This window comes from Pedobacter yonginensis (genome assembly GCF_003173595.1).
GTDB classification, from domain to species: Bacteria; Bacteroidota; Bacteroidia; order Sphingobacteriales; family Sphingobacteriaceae; genus Pedobacter; species Pedobacter yonginense.
In genome coordinates, this window is sequence record NZ_QGNZ01000001.1 from 1034359 (window position 1) to 1053437 (window position 19079).

General features: G+C 38.5%; 14 protein-coding genes. 6 read left to right on the top strand and 8 right to left on the bottom strand.

Annotated features, from left to right (window positions below; translation table 11 throughout):
- Positions 1-13: 13 nt before the first annotated feature.
- From thrS to DHW03_RS04585, 6 genes are all read right to left on the bottom strand, one after another.
- Positions 14-1939, bottom strand: a complete 1926-nt coding sequence (gene thrS, locus DHW03_RS04560; RefSeq protein WP_109924533.1) for a threonine--tRNA ligase — start codon at positions 1937-1939, stop codon at positions 14-16.
- A 150-nt stretch (positions 1940-2089) separates the two neighbouring features.
- Positions 2090-3187, bottom strand: coding sequence for an acyltransferase family protein (locus DHW03_RS04565; protein WP_109925010.1), 1098 nt, complete (start codon positions 3185-3187; stop codon positions 2090-2092).
- A 173-nt stretch (positions 3188-3360) separates the two neighbouring features.
- Positions 3361-4263 carry a hypothetical protein gene (locus tag DHW03_RS04570; RefSeq protein ID WP_109924534.1) on the bottom strand — a complete coding sequence of 301 codons (903 nt, stop codon included), beginning with the start codon at positions 4261-4263 and terminating at the stop codon, positions 3361-3363.
- A 123-nt stretch (positions 4264-4386) separates the two neighbouring features.
- Positions 4387-5124 (bottom strand): (Fe-S)-binding protein, encoded by a 738-nt coding sequence (locus tag DHW03_RS04575; protein ID WP_109924535.1) that lies wholly within the window; start codon positions 5122-5124, stop codon positions 4387-4389.
- Between the two features lie 21 nt (positions 5125-5145).
- Entirely contained in the window at positions 5146-6453 is a 1308-nt protein-coding gene (locus DHW03_RS04580) for an MFS transporter (RefSeq protein WP_109924536.1), read from the bottom strand.
- Between the two features lie 76 nt (positions 6454-6529).
- A complete protein-coding gene (locus DHW03_RS04585) occupies positions 6530-8422 on the bottom strand; it encodes a RecQ family ATP-dependent DNA helicase (RefSeq protein ID WP_109924537.1) in 1893 nt (630 codons plus the stop codon).
- Positions 8423-8493: 71 nt separating this feature from the next.
- On the opposite strand from DHW03_RS04585, the gene DHW03_RS04590 reads away from it, so the two are divergent.
- Positions 8494-11718, top strand: a complete 3225-nt coding sequence (locus DHW03_RS04590; protein WP_109924538.1) for an amidohydrolase family protein — start codon at positions 8494-8496, stop codon at positions 11716-11718.
- 285 nt (positions 11719-12003) lie between these two features.
- Here DHW03_RS04590 and DHW03_RS04595 read toward each other — a convergent pair whose 3' ends face one another.
- A complete protein-coding gene (locus DHW03_RS04595) occupies positions 12004-14196 on the bottom strand; it encodes a B12-binding domain-containing radical SAM protein (protein WP_109924539.1) in 2193 nt (730 codons plus the stop codon).
- Positions 14197-14375: 179 nt separating this feature from the next.
- Here DHW03_RS04595 and DHW03_RS04600 point away from each other — a divergent pair, with 179 nt between their 5' ends.
- Positions 14376-15092, top strand: a complete 717-nt coding sequence (locus DHW03_RS04600) for a hypothetical protein (RefSeq protein ID WP_240618466.1) — start codon at positions 14376-14378, stop codon at positions 15090-15092.
- A 262-nt stretch (positions 15093-15354) separates the two neighbouring features.
- Here the strand turns inward: DHW03_RS04600 and DHW03_RS04605 are convergent, their stop codons facing one another.
- Entirely contained in the window at positions 15355-16545 is a 1191-nt protein-coding gene (locus DHW03_RS04605) for a BaiN/RdsA family NAD(P)/FAD-dependent oxidoreductase (protein WP_109924540.1), read from the bottom strand.
- A 166-nt stretch (positions 16546-16711) separates the two neighbouring features.
- Between DHW03_RS04605 and DHW03_RS04610 the strand changes: the two genes are divergently transcribed.
- The 4 genes from DHW03_RS04610 to DHW03_RS04625 are packed head-to-tail and all read left to right on the top strand — an operon-like array spanning position 16712 to position 19046.
- Positions 16712-17851, top strand: a complete 1140-nt coding sequence (locus tag DHW03_RS04610; RefSeq protein WP_109924541.1) for a 5-(carboxyamino)imidazole ribonucleotide synthase — start codon at positions 16712-16714, stop codon at positions 17849-17851.
- 31 nt (positions 17852-17882) lie between these two features.
- On the top strand, positions 17883-18389 hold the full coding sequence (gene purE, locus DHW03_RS04615; protein WP_109924542.1) for a 5-(carboxyamino)imidazole ribonucleotide mutase: 507 nt from the start codon (positions 17883-17885) through the stop codon (positions 18387-18389).
- A gap of 23 nt (positions 18390-18412) precedes the next feature.
- Positions 18413-18727 carry a nucleotidyltransferase family protein gene (locus DHW03_RS04620; RefSeq protein ID WP_109924543.1) on the top strand — a complete coding sequence of 105 codons (315 nt, stop codon included), beginning with the start codon at positions 18413-18415 and terminating at the stop codon, positions 18725-18727.
- Positions 18708-19046 (top strand): HepT-like ribonuclease domain-containing protein, encoded by a 339-nt coding sequence (locus DHW03_RS04625; protein ID WP_109924544.1) that lies wholly within the window; start codon positions 18708-18710, stop codon positions 19044-19046. Before DHW03_RS04620 ends, DHW03_RS04625 begins: the two co-directional genes overlap by 20 nt.
- Positions 19047-19079: the final 33 nt, after the last annotated feature.

Genomic DNA, 19079 nt, shown 5'->3' on the forward strand with positions numbered 1-19079 from the left:
TGTACTGTTTTAATTAAACTGTTATTTCTTTTATTAATAAATTGTTGAATTCTTCCAACGTCATTTCACCTAAATCTCCAGTACCATGTTTACGAACCGAAACTTTTCCTTCGGCCATCTCTTTATCACCGATAATGAGCATGTAAGGGATTTTTTTAACTTCCGCATCACGAATTTTGCGTCCGATTTTTTCATCTCGGTAGTCAATCAGCCCGCGAATATCGGAATTATTTAGCTCATCTAAAACTTTTTTTGCATAATCTTCATATTTTTCTGAAATAGGAAGAATGGTAAACTGTTCCGGACTCAACCATAATGGGAAATTTCCGGCACAATGTTCAATCAATACGGCAACAAATCTTTCTAATGAACCAAATGGTGCACGGTGAATCATTACTGGGCGATGTTTTAAATTATCGCTGCCTGTATATTCCAATTCGAAACGTTCTGGCAAATTATAATCTACCTGAATGGTTCCCAACTGCCATTTTCTGCCCAGTGCATCCTTAACCATAAAATCAAGTTTAGGGCCATAAAAGGCTGCTTCACCATATTCTACAACCGTGTTCAACCCTTTTTCTTGGGCTGCTTCTACAATTGCACTTTCTGCCAGCTTCCAATTTTCATCAGAACCTATGTATTTCGATTTGTTATCTGGATCTCTTAACGAAATTTGAGCGGTATAGTTTTCAAAACCCAAAGATTTAAATACAAAAAGCACTAAATCAATTACTTTCTTAAACTCATCTTTAACTTGTTCTGGCATACAAAACAAGTGTGCATCATCTTGAGTAAAGCCACGTACACGGGTTAACCCATGTAGCTCTCCACTCTGCTCATACCGATACACCGTTCCAAACTCCGCAAACCGTACTGGCAAATCCTTGTAAGAACGGGGTTTAAACTTGTACATTTCGCAATGATGCGGACAGTTCATTGGTTTTAAAAAGAACTCCTCTCCTTCTTGCGGAGTTTTTATGGGTTGGAAAGAATCCTTACCATATTTATCCCAATGGCCAGAGGTTACGTATAAATTTTTATTTCCAATGTGTGGGGTAACCACCTGCTCGTATCCTGATTTGGACTGTGCTTTAGTTAAGAAATTAACCAAACGCTCACGTAAGGCTGTACCCTTAGGCAACCACATGGGTAAACCAGCACCAACTTTTTCAGAGAACATAAACAACTCTAACTCCTTACCTAATTTGCGGTGATCGCGTTTTTTTGCTTCTTCAATCATCGCCAGGTATTCGGTTAGCTCGCTTGCCTTAGGGAAAGTTACGCCATAAATACGGGTGAGCTGTTTTTTGGTTTCATCACCTCGCCAATATGCACCAGCAACATTCATTAATTTTACGGCTTTAACAAAACCGGTATTTGGAATGTGTGGGCCACGGCATAAATCGGTAAATTGCCCTTGGGTATAAAATGTAATTTTGCCATCTTCTAAACCCTCAATTAAATCTAATTTGTACTCATCGCCCTTATCGGTGAAGTATTTAATGGCGTCGGCTTTGCTTACACTCTCGCGCGTAAAAATTTCCTTTTGCTTAGCCAATTCAATCATTTTGGTTTCAATGGCTTTGAAATCATCCGATGAAAATTCTTTTTCGCCAAAATCTACATCGTAATAAAACCCTGTTTCAATTGCCGGACCAATACCAAATTTGGTGCCTGGATAAAGTGCTTCTAATGCCTCAGCCATTAAATGCGCAGATGAATGCCAAAAAGTAGTTTTACCTTCAGGATCATTCCAAGTTAAAAGCTTTACGCTTGAATCTTCTTCAATCGGTCTGGTTGAATCCCAAACTTGCCCATTAACTTCTGCGGCTAATACATTTCGAGCTAAACCTTCGGAAATTGACAATGCAATTTGATGGGCAGAAGTGCCCTTTTCATACTGACGGACAGAGCCATCAGGTAAAGTAATGTTAATCATCTACAACTATGATTTGTTCCTAATCCTTTGTTAAATTTCGGAACGGTTTAAAAAAATTGTGAATTCTAAATCACATACCAAGTGATTTTTATTTAACGCGAAGATGCTCTTTTTTAGGTCGAAATGCAAGTTTTGACTCAAAAAATCATTTTAAATGACACTTTTAGACCTAAGCTTAAGCCATTTATCTTTTAGGTAATTGCGTATGGGAATATCTAAAAACACCATCACCAAATAGGCAAAAGCGATAAGGAGGATAACGGAAACTGGAATAACCACTTTTAACACAGACATATCTGGTTTAGTTGTTGTAACATAGGTTAAAAAAATCCACACGAAGGGATAATGTGTCATATACAAAGGGTATGAAATTTCGCCCGACAGCTTGCAAACCTTTTCTAAAGAGGGCTTTAATGATGCTCCTGCGCCAAGCGCAACCAACAAAGGAAAATATACCAGCACGATAAACGGTTCAGAAATCCAATTAAATTCATTAGAATATGGCATCAAAAATGCCAAGAGTAATAAGATGGAAATGCCTATAAATCCTAGATTATTCTTGATGATCCAGTTGGAGCGATAAACAAGCATTCCTGCCAAGAATGAATAAAACACACGCGCACCTCCATCCCAAAAAGTTGTTCCACCCCATCCACCAGATAAGTTTGTTGATTTTGTGGCAACATAAAAAAGTACCGCAGCTGCAATTAGCGTTAAGCTAATCAAATATTTTTTACCGATTTTATATAATAAAAATATGTAGAAGATGTTCGCAATATATTCCCAAAATAACGACCAGCTCGGCGCATTTAGGTTAAAAAAATTAAAATAACGCTCCTGTACTATTGGATATGGAATTAGAAAAAGTGATGATAAAAACAAGAGCAGCGTTTTACCGAAACCATACACCGGATATAAACTCACAAAGGGATCGACAATAAAAGTTAACAAACCTAGCACCGAACCAATAACCACCAATGGATGGAGGCGTATAAGTCTTAACTTGAAAAATTGCGTTATTCCTAGGTCCTCGGCCTTTGTATCGTAGGCATAGGCAATTACAAAACCCGATAAACAAAAGAAAAAATCTACAGCCAGATAGCCATGACCTATGAAATTCTTGCTATAATCGGTAATGGCTATTTCCATGAAATGAAAAACAACAACTGCCACTGCGGCTAAACCCCTCAAGCCATCTAGAATTTCAAAATGCTTCTTTGTGGTTAATAATGTGCTGTCGTTTTTCATCGGTTGTTTTATGGAATGCGCCCCAATAATAAACATTTTGGATGTGGCTTTAAAAAAGCAAGACCCATAAACTCAAATTTTTCTGGAATACACCTCAATTTTTTGGGGGAAAACGCTCAAAAAAAAACCTACTCGGTTTAATGGAGTAGGTTTTTTACAAAACTAGTTTATAATTAATTGATTCCGAATGTTCTTACTTGACCACCACCTGGAGGTCTGTTGTTTCTAAAACGTTTCATCATGTTCTCCATTTTAGTTTTATATTCCTCCTCGGTAATTAATTTGGCTTTTTTAGGTGCTGTAACATCTTTTGCACTCACATTCCTGTATTCAATACTTTTAGCGATTGAGCTGTTTCCTCTACCTTCAATAGCCAATACTGTTCCCTCGGTCCACATATTAGGATTTGGTGAAAAGTTGAAACCTAAATCGTTAGTGTACCAGATTTTGGTTTCTTCCACTACGTTTTTATCCATGTCTAAAAGTTTAATCGCTCTTGTTGACCTCACGATAACTTGTTTACAGTTAAATCCAAGTATTTTTTTTGTCGAATCTGTTTTAACCACTTCTATAGTTGGCGGAGCCACTGGTTTTGGTTTAGATGTATCGCCTGGAGTTCTGTTTCCGCCGATTCGCATTGATCCGATTGGACCAGTGGTAGAAAGCGTTAACTTACTTGGCATATAATAAGTAGTATCATTTAAGTCGAATACCTCTGCAATTTTCTGATCAGCAAAGGTGTAGTAGTATTCGCGATTGCCAGCGCCACCACCAAAGCGCATCATAATACGGCCCATACCACCACCGTTTCCACCACCGGCGCCGTTACTGTCTTCAATTTCCTCTACAGGCATGTAACTTGCATTGGTTGCTGTAAACAATAACTCGAAATTTGATTTACTGGTTGAGGGCATTCGGGCTTTCATTTGATCGGTTAACTGAATGCCGCTTGCTGAGGCCATTGCTGAAGGGTCAACGGTTGTTTCAAATTGTATGGCTCCTGAAGTTTTCTTTTGTGCATCAGCGATTGACACCATTGAAAAAACACTCATTAAAGCTAAAATTATTTTTTTCATTTTTTGGATTGTTTTGTGAGTTAGAGAACGAAGTTGTAAAAAGGTTTAACAAAGGTATTGCACATAAAACATAAAGCATGTTAAATTGTGTTAAATCGCTAACAATCAGATGTAAAAAAGTTGTTAGTATTCGGTACTTTCCAACCAACCATTGCAAAGCACATCGGCAATGTGCATGGTTCTTATAGGAAGATTATTTTTATCGATATAACCTTGTAAATGGAGTAAACAGGATAAATCAGTCGAAATGATATAATCGGCTTTTTGGGCAAGCGCGTGATTTACTTTCTGCTCTGCCATTGCAGATGAGATGGCATCGAATTTAACGGCAAAAGTGCCACCGAAACCACAGCACATATCAGTATCTTCCATTTCAAGCATCTCTAATCCATGTACCTTTGATAACAATTGACGGGGTTCATCCTTTATTTTGCACTCGCGTAAAGCACTGCAAGAATCGTGGTAAACGGCTTTACCTTCTAACTCAGCACCAAAATAATCCTTTTTGGCAACATTGATCAGGAAATCAGAAAGCTCCCAAATGTTTGATTGTAAACTTCTACACTTATTATGAACTATGGTATTGGTAAACAGATCGTTAAAACCATTTTTCACCATACCCACGCAGGAAGCTGAAGGTGCTACAACGTAGGTATTTTCTGTGAAATCATTCAGAAATTTTGTACCAACTTCTTTTGCCTCATCCCAATAACCGGCGTTATAGGCTGGTTGTCCGCAGCAAGTTTGTTTTGAGTTATATTCTACCTTGCATCCAGATTTTTCTAATAATCTTAAGGTATTAAAAGCAGTTTCAGGGTATAATTGATCGACAAAACAGGGCACAAATAATTCTACTTTCATAATCATCTTCAGGCTACAAACTTACGATTTTAGCAATTCTTTGCGTTCGTTTTTGCGTAAAACCAGTAAAAAGATTAATCCTATTACAAAAAATGATGCCAAAGCGATAATAGATTGGCGCATATTATGCGTGATGCCTTCAATCGATGCAAAACTAAATAAACCAATTACGATTGCTAATTTTTCTGTTGCATCGTAAAAGCTAAAAAAGGAAGCCGTATCTGTGGTGTTTTCTGGAATATGTTTGGAATAGGTAGAACGAGATAGGGATTGGATACCCCCCATAATTAGGCCCACAATAGCTGCCAAAGCATAAAACTGAGTTTCGTTAACGATAGTATATCCATAAATACAACAAGCAATCCAAACCAAAACCACTAAAATTAAGACATTTACATTACCCATTTTTTTAGCCAATAGCGACATTAACCACGCACCCAATATGGCTACCAATTGTATAATCAAGATAACGGCAATTAAACTTCCAGATTCTAACTTCAAAACCTTTGCACCAAAGCCAGCGGCAGCCAGCATAATGGTTTGCACACCCATTGAATAAAAAAAGAAAGCAATTAGATAGGTTTTTAAAAACTTCATTTGCTTCAATTGGTTCCAAACTTTGACAAACTCGCCAAAGCTACTTTTTATAAATCCTTTATTTGCGGAAGCTTCGTTCGGAACATCTTTAGGTAAGGCCTTAAACGGAATTTGTGCAAATAGAAACCACCAAATGCCAACCAACAAAAAGGATATTTGAGCTGGCAAAGATTTATCGGTAATGCCAAAGAGCTCAGGTTTCAAAACAAAAACAAAGCAGATCAATTGTAAAATAACGCTGCCAACATAGCCATAAGAAAATCCTTGGGCACTCACTTTGTCCTGATTACCAGTTGATGCAATAATTGGAAGATAAGCGTTGTTAAACATCACCCCACCAACATAACCCATTGCAGCTAGCACAAAACAAATTATACCAGTTTCTAAAGTTTCGAGTTTAAAGAAAAACAGTGCCATACAAGCAAAAGACCCTACGTAAGTAAATAGCTTCATGAAAAATTTCTTTTTCCCTCTGGCATCGGCATAGGATGATAAAATCGGCAACAAAACCACCATTACCAGATAGGCAAATGCAAGTGCATAATTAGATAGTACCGTGTTTATGAAGGTTTTACCAAAAAAGGTAACCTCATCTCCGTGTTCTTTTGTGGTGGTTATGGCCACATAATAAACCGGAAAAATGGTGGATGTAATTACTAGGTTATAGGCTGAATTTGCCCAATCGAAAAATGCCCAAGAGCGAATGGTTTTCTTATTGTCTTTTTCTATCATTTGATTAAAAGGAGGTTAATTCGTATTTTTTTGATTGGCGGAGGCAATTCTAATCTTTATACCTTGCAAAAGCTGGCTAAATATAATATTTCTTACCGTCAGATTTTACCTTACCTGCATCTAATAATTCTCTAATGGCATCTATCCGATCGTTTTCGGTTCCAATTTTAATATTGTGTACTAAATCATCGAGTGTTAATGCTTGCTGTTGCAATAATGAAATGATTTCAAAATCGAGTTGATCATTGATTTGATTTTCATTTTCAGCCCTCTTTTCTGCCAAACAAACATCGCACACGCCACATTTTACGGCATTGTGCTCATCAAAATAATTGAGCAATTGAATGCTTCTACAAACAGTTGTAGATGCATAGGCAACAACTGCGTTAACTTGTTTATGTAAAATATCTTTTCTAAGGGCTAGGTATTTAGCATCTACGTGGAAATGATCCATATCCACACGTGCCCGTACATATTGCAACTGTGGTTGATCTGTTTGCTGAATGTAGGTGAGCATTTCTATTGATTGCAGTTTATTTAAAATGCCAATCACATCTTGATAGGATACGCCTATCTTTTTGGCTAAATCCGACTCACTTATTTTTACGAAACCATCGAAAGCGCCGCCATGAGATCGGAGGATGGTTTTAATGACAGAATCATAAGCTTTATTCTCGATTTGAAATCGATAAACATCTTCGTGACTCACCGTAAACATCATCCTTGATGGTAGGAACACACTTTCTGACAAGGTAATATAACCGTCGTGTTCTAAGAACTTTAAAGCTGAAATGGTCTTTAATACACTGATATTAAATCGTTTGCAAAAGTCAGCAATATCGAAAGTAAAGTTTAAGCCCTCTCCTGCGCCGAAGGCAAGTTGAAAATAATTACCTAAATAATGGTAGGTTTTTCTGATGTCGTCTGCTGAAGGAAAACTATTGATGTATCGAGCTTCTAAACTCAAAACATCAGACTGGTTGGCCAGCAAAACGGCATAACTTCGTTTTTCGTCTCTACCTGCTCTACCAGCCTCTTGGTAGTAAGCTTCTAAACTTTCTGGTAAATCTAAATGCACAACGGTTCTTACATCGGCCTTGTCAATACCCATACCAAAGGCATTGGTTGCAACCATTATTCTGATTTTATTCTGCTTCCATTCTTCTTGCTTTTTAAATCGAACATCGCGCTCTAAGCCGGCGTGATAAAAATCAGCCTTGATTTGGTTGCGATTGAGGAAGTTCGAAACTTCAGCGGTTTCCCTGCGATTGCGCACATACACCAAGCCTGTACCGTTTACATTTTTACAGATTTGAATGAGCTTTTTATACTTATCTTCTTGATTAAAAACCACATAAGAGAGATTATCTCTAGCAAAACTCTTCACAAAGATTTGCGGATCTTTCATTTCAAGTTTCTCTATGATATCTTTTCTAACAAATTCGGTAGCCGTTGCTGTAAGTGCCAAAACAGGCACATCTGGATGAATTTCTCTTAGCTTGGCAATTTGCTGATAAGGAGGTCGGAAATCATATCCCCATTGCGAAATGCAATGCGCTTCATCAACGGCGATGAGGTTGACATTCATGTAGGAGATTCTGATTCGAACCAAATCAGACAATAATCGTTCTGGCGATAAATACAGAAATTTGATTTTGCCATAGATGCAGTTATCCAACAAAATATCAATCTCCCGCTTGCCCATCCCTGCATAAATGGCTATCGCTTCAATCCCTTTCGCCTTCAAATTTTCTACCTGATCTTTCATCAAGGCAATTAATGGCGAAACGACGATGCAAATGCCTTCGTTTACCAAAGCAGGTACCTGAAAACAAATGGATTTACCCCCTCCGGTTGGAAGCAGTGCCAAACTATCCTTTTTTTCTAAAACAGCGCTAATAATATCCTGTTGTAAGGGCCTAAAAGCTTGATGTCCCCAGTATTTTTGTAAAATCTCTATTGCTGTCATAAATCGGGAGTATCAAAACTATAAAAAAGCATTTGAATTACTAAATTGCACAACAATTTAATCCCCTTTAAATGAAAAACCTCTACATACTTTCCGCTTTTTTATTGATTATTTCCACTTCGAATGCCCAAGACAAGAAATGGGATATAGAGAAATATCAAGGTACAACCAAAACCATCAATATCAATACCGACGAGGGAACTTGGATGAACATTGATGTAAGCCCTGATGGGCAAGAAATTGTTTTCGATTTACTTGGTGATATTTACACAATGCCCTTTAGTGGCGGGATGGCCAAATTAATAAGTGGTGGCATTGCTTGGGATGTTCAGCCCAGATTTAGCCCTAACGGAAAGTACATTTCTTACACGAGCGATAAGAGCGGAGGCGACAACATTTGGATAATGAGCAGAGATGGCTCTAATAAAAAACAGGTCACAAAAGAGAGTTTCAGGTTATTAAATAATGCAACGTGGATGCCAAACAGCGAATATTTGGTGGCCAGAAAACATTTTACAGCGAGCAGATCTTTAGGCGCTGGCGAAATGTGGATGTACAGCATAAACGGTGGCGATGGGGTACAATTAACTAAAAGAAAAAACGATCAACAAGATGCCGGAGAGCCAAACGTTTCGCCAGATGGTAAATTTTTATATTTCAGTGAAGATGTAAGTCCGGGGCCCAACTTTGAATACAGTAAAGACCCAAATGGAACCATCTATGCCATTCGCCAGTTGGATTTAACTACAGGAAAACTCAGTACCTTAATAAACGAACAAGGCGGTGCCTGCAGGCCGCAGGTATCTCCAGATGGAAATTTAATTGCATTTGTTAAGCGTGTGCGATTAAAATCTACTTTGTATGTACAGAACCTTAAAACGGGTGAAGAATGGCCTGTAAACGAAGATCTTTCTCACGATCAGCAAGAAACTTGGGCAATTTTCGGCGTTTACCCAAACTTTGCGTGGACCCCAGATAGTAAGGCTTTGGTTTTTTACGCCAAAGGGAAAATTAGAAAAACAGAAATCGGAACCTTAATCAACAGCGACATTCCATTCCAAGCCAATACCATTCAAACGGTTCAAAAAGCCTTACATTTCGAGCAAGAAGTTTTTTCTACTGATTTTTCTGCGAAAATGCTGAGGCAATTAAGCACCTCTCCTGATGGGAAAACCATTGTATTTAATGCCGCTGGTTATCTTTACAAGCAAGAACTTCCAAATGGTAAGCCAGAACGACTAACTAATGGACTGGATTTTGAATTTGAACCGAGTTTTAGTCCCGATGGAAAATTCGTGGTGTTTACCACTTGGAGCGATGAGCTGCGTGGTGCAATCAAGCGAGCAGATTTAAAATCCGGTAAAACCATTACGTTGAGCGATGAAAAGGGCTTCTATTACTCACCGCAATACGCTACCAAGGGAGATAAAATTGTATTCCGAAAAGGCAGTGGAAACGATGTTTTGGGCTATAATTACGGCAGAGGCACAGGCATATTCGTGATGTCGGCTAATGGCGGAGGAAAAACATTGGTTTCAGAAAATGGCATCAGACCTCAATTCAACAATACCGATACGAGAATTTATTTTCAAAGTTATGCCGATGGTAAGAAGGCATTAAAAAGCATCGATTTGAATGGCGCAAACGAAAAAACGCATTTCACTTCTCAATATGCCACCCAATTTGTAATAAGCCCAGACAATAAATGGCTGGCTTTTAATGAGTTATTTAACGTTTACATTACACCGATGATTAACGTCGGAAGTGCTCAAGATGCCTCCGCTGGAAATAAATCCATCCCGGTTGCAAAAGTAACTACAGATGGCGGTACGTACATACAGTGGAGTGCAGACAGCCGATACTTACATTGGACGCTTGGTCCGAAATATTTTACGGTTGATGTAAATGGTGCTTTTAACTTTGATGGCACTACACCCAAAATAGAACCATCTGTTAAAGAAATTAATTTGACTTTAAAGACTGACGTTCCTACGGGAATTATCGCATTAAAAGGTGCAAGAATTATTTCGATGAAGGGTGATGAAGTAATTGAAAAGGGCACCATTTTAACCGATGGAAATAAAATTACGGCAATTGGTAAAGCCGATGCCATTACAATTCCGGCTAATGCTAAAGTAATTGATGTAAATGGAAAAACCATCATGCCGGGAATTATTGATGTTCATGCCCATTTGCGCACAAGCCCGGATGGTATTACGCCACAGGCCGACTGGAGTTATATGGCAAACTTAGCCTTTGGTGTAACCACCGCTCACGATCCATCGAGCAATACGGAAATGGTTTTCAGCCAAAGTGAAATGCTTAAAGCAGGGAGAATGGTTGGTCCGAGGGTTTACTCTACAGGTTCTATTTTATATGGTGCAGATGGTGATTTCAAAGTTGTCATCAACAGTTTAGAGGATGCATTGGCAAATTTGCGCAGGTTGAAAGCCGTTGGAGCCTTTTCTGTTAAATCTTACAATCAACCTAGAAGAGAGCAACGCCAACAAGTTTTAGAGGCCGCTAGGCAGTTAAAAATGGAAGTGGTACCCGAAGGTGGTTCTACCTTTTTCACCAATATGAATATGATTGCAGATGGGCACACTGGAATTGAACATAGCATACCTGTTTTGCCTGTTTATAAAGATGTCATTAATTTTTGGAACAGTACCGAAGTTGCCTACACGCCAACCTTAATTGTGGCTTATGGCGGTCAGTGGGGAGAAAATTATTGGTACGATAGAACTAATGTTTGGGAAAATGAAAAGTTAATGACTTACACCCCACGTTCCATCATAGATTCAAGAGCCAGAAGAAGAACCACATCAGAATACAGCGATTACAACCACATCAACGTTGCTAAAGCTGCAAAACAAATAGCCGAAGGCGGCACAAAAGTAAATTTGGGCGCTCATGGGCAAATTCAAGGCTTGGGTGCGCATTGGGAATTGTGGATGTTGGTACAGGGAGGTTTCTCTCCACTACAAGCCATTAGAGCAGCAACATTGAACGGTGCATCTTACTTGGGCATGAATAAAGAAATTGGATCATTAGAAGTGGGTAAATTAGCGGATTTAGTAATTATGGATGCAAACCCATTGGATGACATTCGCAATTCGGAGAAAATAAAATATGTAATGATTAATGGTCGCCTTTACGATAGCGCCACGATGAACGAAGTAGGTACAAGAGAAAAATTGCGCAACAAATTGTGGTTTGAAAATGCTAGAGGAAATGGCTACATCATCACAGGAGAATCTGAAACCTGGACTTTCACCGTGCCCCACTGCGACTAGTAATAGGAGATGTGAGAAAATAGATATGAGATTTGAGGTGATAGTCTTGGAAGAATAGTCCTGAGAGAAGTTGATAGGCAGGAGTCGGAAGCCAGGAGTCTGAAGTCAGGAGTCGGGAAGGTTTAATCTAGGCCGAATTTCTTCTGTCTCATGTCTCACGTCTCAAATCTCACGTCTCATGTCTCAAATCTCACGTCTCAAATCTCACGTCTCACGTCTCAAATCTCACGTCTCATGTCTCACGTCTCATGTCTCAAATCTCATGCCTCAAATCTCATGCCTCCACTATAAGGTAAGCAAACCAAATTCCCTAAGCGTATTGATGGGTTTTGAGTACCAGAACAATTCAAAGTTTTCCATTTCGGTTTCAAAATCTGCTTTAATATCTGCAAAAGAATAAACTTTTTCCTTCGACACGTGCAGTTTATCTAAAATGGAGGTTAACCAAACGCCCTCAGCTTTATTGGTTTGAATGGAAAAGCTTTGTTTTTTATCGTGAAAAGTAAGTGTTGCCATTTCCCACGAATTGCCTTTTTTAGTTTTAGTAAAATATTCCGAACTCGGTTTTCCGCCTATCCAAACTATTTTTGCCGTTGGCTTGGTATTGAATTGGTTATCATCATTTAAAGCCCTTTCAATAAAATTGGCTGGAATTGTAGTTCTCGGAATTTTAAAATCAAACCAATCTTGCAATTGATAATCGAAACAAATGCCATGCATAAAGTTAAACAGCGATTTCCTTAGTCCGTAGCTGAATTTATTATGATCAATACCCGTGCGATCGGTGTAATTGATGTCGTTATTGGCGAAAGTGCCGATGGTTTCGGTTTCTTTAACAACGCCAAATTTTTCTGGATACATGCCAACGGGGCTATGCGCCGTCATGGCAAATTGATGCCAGAAACCGGATTGTAAAATACCCATTTCGAAAAGCTGACGAACCATTTCTAAACTGTCAACCGTTTCTTGAATGGTTTGTGTAGGATAGCCATACATTAAATAGGCGTGCACCATAATGCCCGCTTCGGTGAAATTACGGGTTACTTTGGCTACCTGCTCAACTGTAACACCCTTATCTATAAGCTTTAACAAACGATCGGAAGCAACTTCTAAACCACCAGAAACGGCAATGCAGCCTGATGCCTTCAACAGCAAACATAAATCTTGGGTAAAGCTTTTTTCGAAACGAATGTTTGTCCACCAGGTAACTGCCAACTGCCTTCTCAAAATCTCCAAGGCAACTTCTCTCATTAAAGCGGGCGGTGCGGCCTCATCCACAAAATGAAAACCATTTTGACCTGTTTTGGCACATAAATCTTCAATGCGATCTACAATCTGCTTGGCTTGTACAGGCTCGTAAACTTTAATGTAATCGAGTGAAATATCGCAAAACGTACATTTACCCCAGTAACATCCATGTGCCATGGTGAGTTTATTCCAACGTCCATCGCTCCACATGCGGTGCATGGGATTTACAATTTCGATTACAGAAATGTATTGATTGAGCAATAAACCCGAATAATCTGGAGTACCTACATCGGCTTGTTTGTAGTCTTTTCTAAAAGAATCGTTTTTATAGGTAACTATTCCATTTTCTAAAAGAAAGGTTCTTTTGTAAGTTTGCATTTCAGCTGGAATTGTACCGCCAATATTTTGAATGAGCAGTTCAATTGGCAATTCGCCATCATCCAAGGTGATGAAGTCAAAAAATTCGAATACCCTGCTATCAGATAGGGAACGTAATTCGGTATTTGGAAAACCTCCCCCCATAGAAATTTTGATTTCTGGATAATTGGCCTTTACCCATTGTGCACAACGGAAAGCGCTGTATAAATTTCCGGGAAAAGGGACTGAAATGAGAAACAGTTTTGGTTGAATGGTTTCTATTTTTTCCTTTAATATTGAAATCAGCATCTGATCGATGTAGGAAGGCGCTTGTTGCAGGGCTTGGTAGAGCTCGTCGAAAGTGTTTGCACTCCTACCCAATCGTTCTGCATATCTACTGAAACCAAAGTTTTCATCAACGCATTCGACAATAAAATCCGAAATATCTTCTAGATAAAGGGTAGCTAAATGTTTGGCTTTATCTTGAGCACCCATTGCACCAAAGGCCCAATCCAACTCCTCTAATTGGTTAAACCGAGCAGCTTGAGGAAGAAAATCATCTCCACAAATTTGAAGGGCTAAAGTGGGGTTTTGTCCTTGAAGGAAGCCAATAACAGAATCGATGGTTTTGAGGTATTCATCTTTTAAAGCCCAAATCCGTTTGGCATTGTCACTTTTTGGTTTCAGGTCGACCTTAAAGATATTCTGCAAACCCTTTTTAGAAAATAGTTCTAGTATCACCTCAATGCCCAAATCTGCCTGTGTACAGGCAATGTTCTTGGTATTTAAGAAACCTTTTATGTACGCCGTTGCCGGATACGGAGTATTGAGCTGGGTAAAAGGGGGCGTAATGGCAAAAATATCGGTCTGCAAAAGAGAATAGTTTTTACAAAAGTAAGTGATTTTTAACACTTTTGTCTATAAATCGGCATCACAAGGGCTTAAAGATGCTCTGCAAGAACCTACATTTAAAGAAAACGATAGGTATTTACAATTTAAACTAAATGCCAGATACGAACGTTTTATAAAGATACCAACCGTTGTACATGTAAATGAAAATTTTCTATCTCCTTATATCTCTACTTTTTACGCAAGTTGGTTTTGCTCAAAATACCTTTTCATTTCCAAAAATAAAATCTGAAGGTACTTCTGTTCAAGCACTTACACCCAATAATTGGGGCATAATAGAATCTGCCAATGGCGATTTAAACAATGATGGAATTGAAGATTTAGCGGTAATTTTCGAATCGGATAAAACTACAGATGAAACGAGAACTTATGGCGACAATACCACTGAAATTATAAAGGAAACCCAGAAACCTCGTATCCTGGCGATATTTTTTAAAGATAAAGCAACTGGTATTTATCATTTATCTAACCAAAATAACGATTTCATACTCCGATCGGAAGAAGGTGGAAAATTGGGCGATCCCTTGCAACAAATTGCGATTAAAGATCAACAGATTTATTTAAGATTTCAAGGTGGCTCGGAATGGCGGTGGGAATTGGGCTATACCTTTAAGTTTGAAAATAAGGATTGGTTTTTAACGAGTGCGATAAATCTTTACTTCAACCAAAATTCTGGCGATATGACTGAACGGGTTTACGATTTTAAAACGCGTGAACTTTATACCACTGTGGGCAACCTACACAGAAGAGATATTGCAAACCGTAAAACGAGCGAAGTTTTGTATTTCTCGCAACTGCGCACCTTTAAAACGTTTAAAAAACCATGGGCATGGGAAATTATGCCCAATGTTTATCTCTAAATCACCGTCACTTAAAATTGTTTTGAACCACCTAAGAATCCTAATAAATATAAGACCGAAAGACCTAAAAGGCTGGAGGGGACAGGACAATCATTCTAAACCTAGGTGAAGCGGTATCCCCCGATTTTTTCTATCGGGGATTTAGCGGAACACAGGGCTGCAATCGGCAAAGAATTACTGACCGTACATTTTAAAAAAAAATTAATGATTTATGGAGCCAAAAGGCTGTGATTTAGAAAATCAGCGTTAACGTTTGTATTAACTAAAGATTTTGTGCGATTACAAAACCACTGGCCCAGGCCCATTGAAAATTGTACCCCCCAAGCCAACCAGTAACATCTAAACATTCCCCACCGAAATATAGATTCGGGATTTTCTTACAGACTAAAGTTTTTGATGAAATTTCGTTGGTATCTATCCCACCACGCATTACTTCTGCCTTGTCATAACCTTTATCTCCAGCTGGCTTAACTTTGAAATGGTGAATGGTTTGCTCAATTAACTCTAATTCTACTTTGGTTAACGATGCAACTTGCTTTGTTAAAGGCAGAAACTTCCCTAGCGCATCGGTAAATTTTTTGGTGTAAAACCGATTCAGCAGGGTGGATAACATTGTTTTTCCGTTCGATTTACGTTCATCATCCAAAATTGAGGTAATATTATGATGGGGAAGCAAGTTTAAATTAACCACTTCTCCCCTTCGCCAAAAAGAGGAGATTTGCAAAATGGCGGGGCCACTTAAACCCCAGTGCGTAAATAAAATGTTCTCTTCGAAGGCAATCTCATCATTGCTCACTTCGCAAAGCACGGAGTTACCCGAAAGTTGAGCAAACCATTCTTCATCTTTGCCTGTAATGGTTAGGGGCACCAAAGCGGGTGCAGTTTCGATAATTTTTAAATGATGTTTGCGGGCAAAGCGCAAGGCAAAATCTGTTGCGCCCATTTTCGGAATGGGTAGGCCGCCTGTAGCAATAACCAACTTTTCGGCCGTTAAAGCGATTAATTTTCCATGCTTTTCGTAAGATACCTTAAAGCCTTCTGGCAAAATTTCGATGTCTTTTACATCGGCGTTGCACCTAATTTCCTGACCAAGGTCTGCGCAAATGGAAGTAAACATGGCAACCACATCTTTGGCATTTTTTTCATCTGGAAATAACTGCCCTAAAGTTTTCTCTTTTCCGTTGATGCCATAGGTTTCGAAAAAGTTGATGGTATCATCGACGGTCCATTGTGTAAAAGCAGACTTAATGAAATGTGGATTTTCGGATATAAACTGCTCTGCTGAGGCAAATTGGTTGGTGTAATTGCAACGGCCGCCACCTGAAATTAAAATTTTTGCACCCGGCTTTTCATTTTTTTCGAGTACGATTACTTTCTTACCCAAGTAGCCGGCTTGTGCTGCGCACATTAACCCGCAAGCTCCTCCCCCAATAATTATTGCATCAGCATTCATTCGGCAAAGTTATAAGTTTTACGTTCTAAGCGCATAGCGGTATTCCTTTTGTTTTGTGTGGTACGGCAAAACAACTAGTGTAAGTTTAATTCATTCAAATGAATCATTGTTCCTCTATCCGTATTCTTTTTATTATTTTTGCATCTTAAAAAAATCAATTTCTTTGATGGCAAAACAAATAAGCGAATTAAAGTTGGGCATTTTAGGCGGTGGACAATTGGGCAGAATGCTGATCCAACAGGCGATTAATTATAATGTTACTTCTTTAGTTTTAGACCCCGATCCTGACGCTCCTTGCAAGCACATCGCAAATTATTTCGAAAACGGCTCCATCACAGATTTTGATACCGTTTATAATTTTGGTAAAAAGGCCGATATTATTACCATTGAAATTGAAAAAGTAAATATCGAGGCCTTGGAGCAACTCGAAAAAGAGGGCAAACAGGTTTTTCCGCAATCGAGAGTAATTCGGTTGATTCAGGATAAGGGTGTTCAGAAACAATTTTTTAAAGAAAATGATATACCCACCTCTCCTTTCCAAATTGTAAATACAAAGGAAGATATGGAGAATAGCCCCTTTCATTTCCCCTACATCCTAAAACTTAGGAAGGATGGCTATGATGGTAAAGGGGTAATACGCATTAACAGTGCAGAGGATTTAAATAAGGCTTTTGATGCACCTTGTATTATTGAGAAGCTGGTAGATTTTGAAAAAGAAGTCGCCGTAATTGTTGCTCGAAACTCAAAAGGTGATATGAAAACTTTCCCGATGGTGGAGATGGAATTTAATCCGGAAGCCAACTTGGTGGAGTTTTTAATTTCTCCATCAACCTATGCAGAAAGTTTGCAGCAAAAAGCTGAAAATATTGCGAAGAACATTGCCTCTGCCATGAATATTACCGGAATTTTGGCGGTTGAGATGTTTGTTTGCAAAGATGGAGAACTACTTGTAAATGAGGTTGCTCCGCGGCCGCACAACAGTGGCCATCACACTATTGAAGGCAATTATGTTTCGCAGTTTGAACAACATTTACGCGCTATTTATAATTTGCCCTTGGGCGATACTAGTAGCATTACGAACGCCATTATGATTAATTTATTGGGCGAGAAGGGTTATGAAGGCGTAGCAAAATATGAACATTTGGAAAAGGTTTTGTCAATTGATGGTGTTTATGTACACCTTTATGGCAAAAAATATACTAAGCCTTTCCGCAAGATGGGTCATGTTACCATTGTAGATATCGATCGGGAAAAAGCTATTGAGAAAGCCAGATACGTACAAAAAACATTAAAAGTAATCGCATAATTTTATCTCTATAAAACGTAAAAGACACATCATGAGCAATACAAATTCACAAAATTTCAGCGTTGGAATTATAATGGGTAGCAAATCTGATTTACCTGTTATGCAAGACGCTGCTGACATACTTAAAGAATTTGGAATCAGTTATGAGATTACGGTAGTATCTGCACATAGAACACCCGAGCGGATGTTTACTTACGCCAAGGAAGCGCACAGTAGAGGCTTAAAGATAATTATAGCAGGTGCTGGTGGAGCTGCGCATTTACCTGGAATGGTGGCTTCCATTACCACATTGCCCGTAATTGGTGTGCCAGTAAAGTCATCAAATTCTATTGATGGTTGGGATAGCATTTTATCTATTTTACAAATGCCGAATGGAATTCCGGTAGCAACAGTTGCTTTAAATGCAGCTAAAAACGCAGGTTTATTGGCTGCACAAATTTTAGCTACTGCTGATGATGCACTCACTGCTAAAATGCAAGCCTATAAGGATGAACTTAGGAGGAAGGTAGAGGAAAGCGCAGAAAGTATGAGTAATTAGAGTAATTTCCTTATTTTTAAAGCATGGAAAGGTTGATAACAAAAAGTGAAATACTTCATAATCTTCAAGATAAAAGACAGGACCTTTTAGTTTTCGGGGTATTAGAGATTGGGCTTTTTGGTTCTTTTTTAACGAACAACGCAAACTTGGATAGCGATATTGATTTACTTGTGGATATTAAAAAGGATAGAAAGACTTTCAAAAATTTCATGTCACTGAATTATTTTTTAGAAAATTTATTTGGTAGGAAGGTGGATTTGGTAACCAAACAATCGCTCAGTCCATTTATTGGTCCTCATATTTTAAATTCTGTTGAATATGTTACTTTCTCAAGTTGAGTTTTTAAAACATATCTTAAAAGAATGCGAATACCTTCTCAAAGAAAGCGAACTAAATACCTATCAAAATTTCTTAGAAGACGAAAGGCTATCAAAAGCCATTTGTAGAAGCCTTGAGATTATTGGTGAAGCAAGTTCTAAGATACATCCTGATTTAAAAGAAGCATACTCGTTAGTTTCTTGGAGAGAAATGTCGGATTTGAGAAATAGAATTATCCATCATTATTTCGGAATTGATTATGATATAGTTTGGGATGTCGTTATAACCGAGATACCAAAACTCAAAATTCAGATTTTATTTATTCTTGAAGATTTTTGATTCGTTAGCAATACGAATGTGAGTATTAAAAAT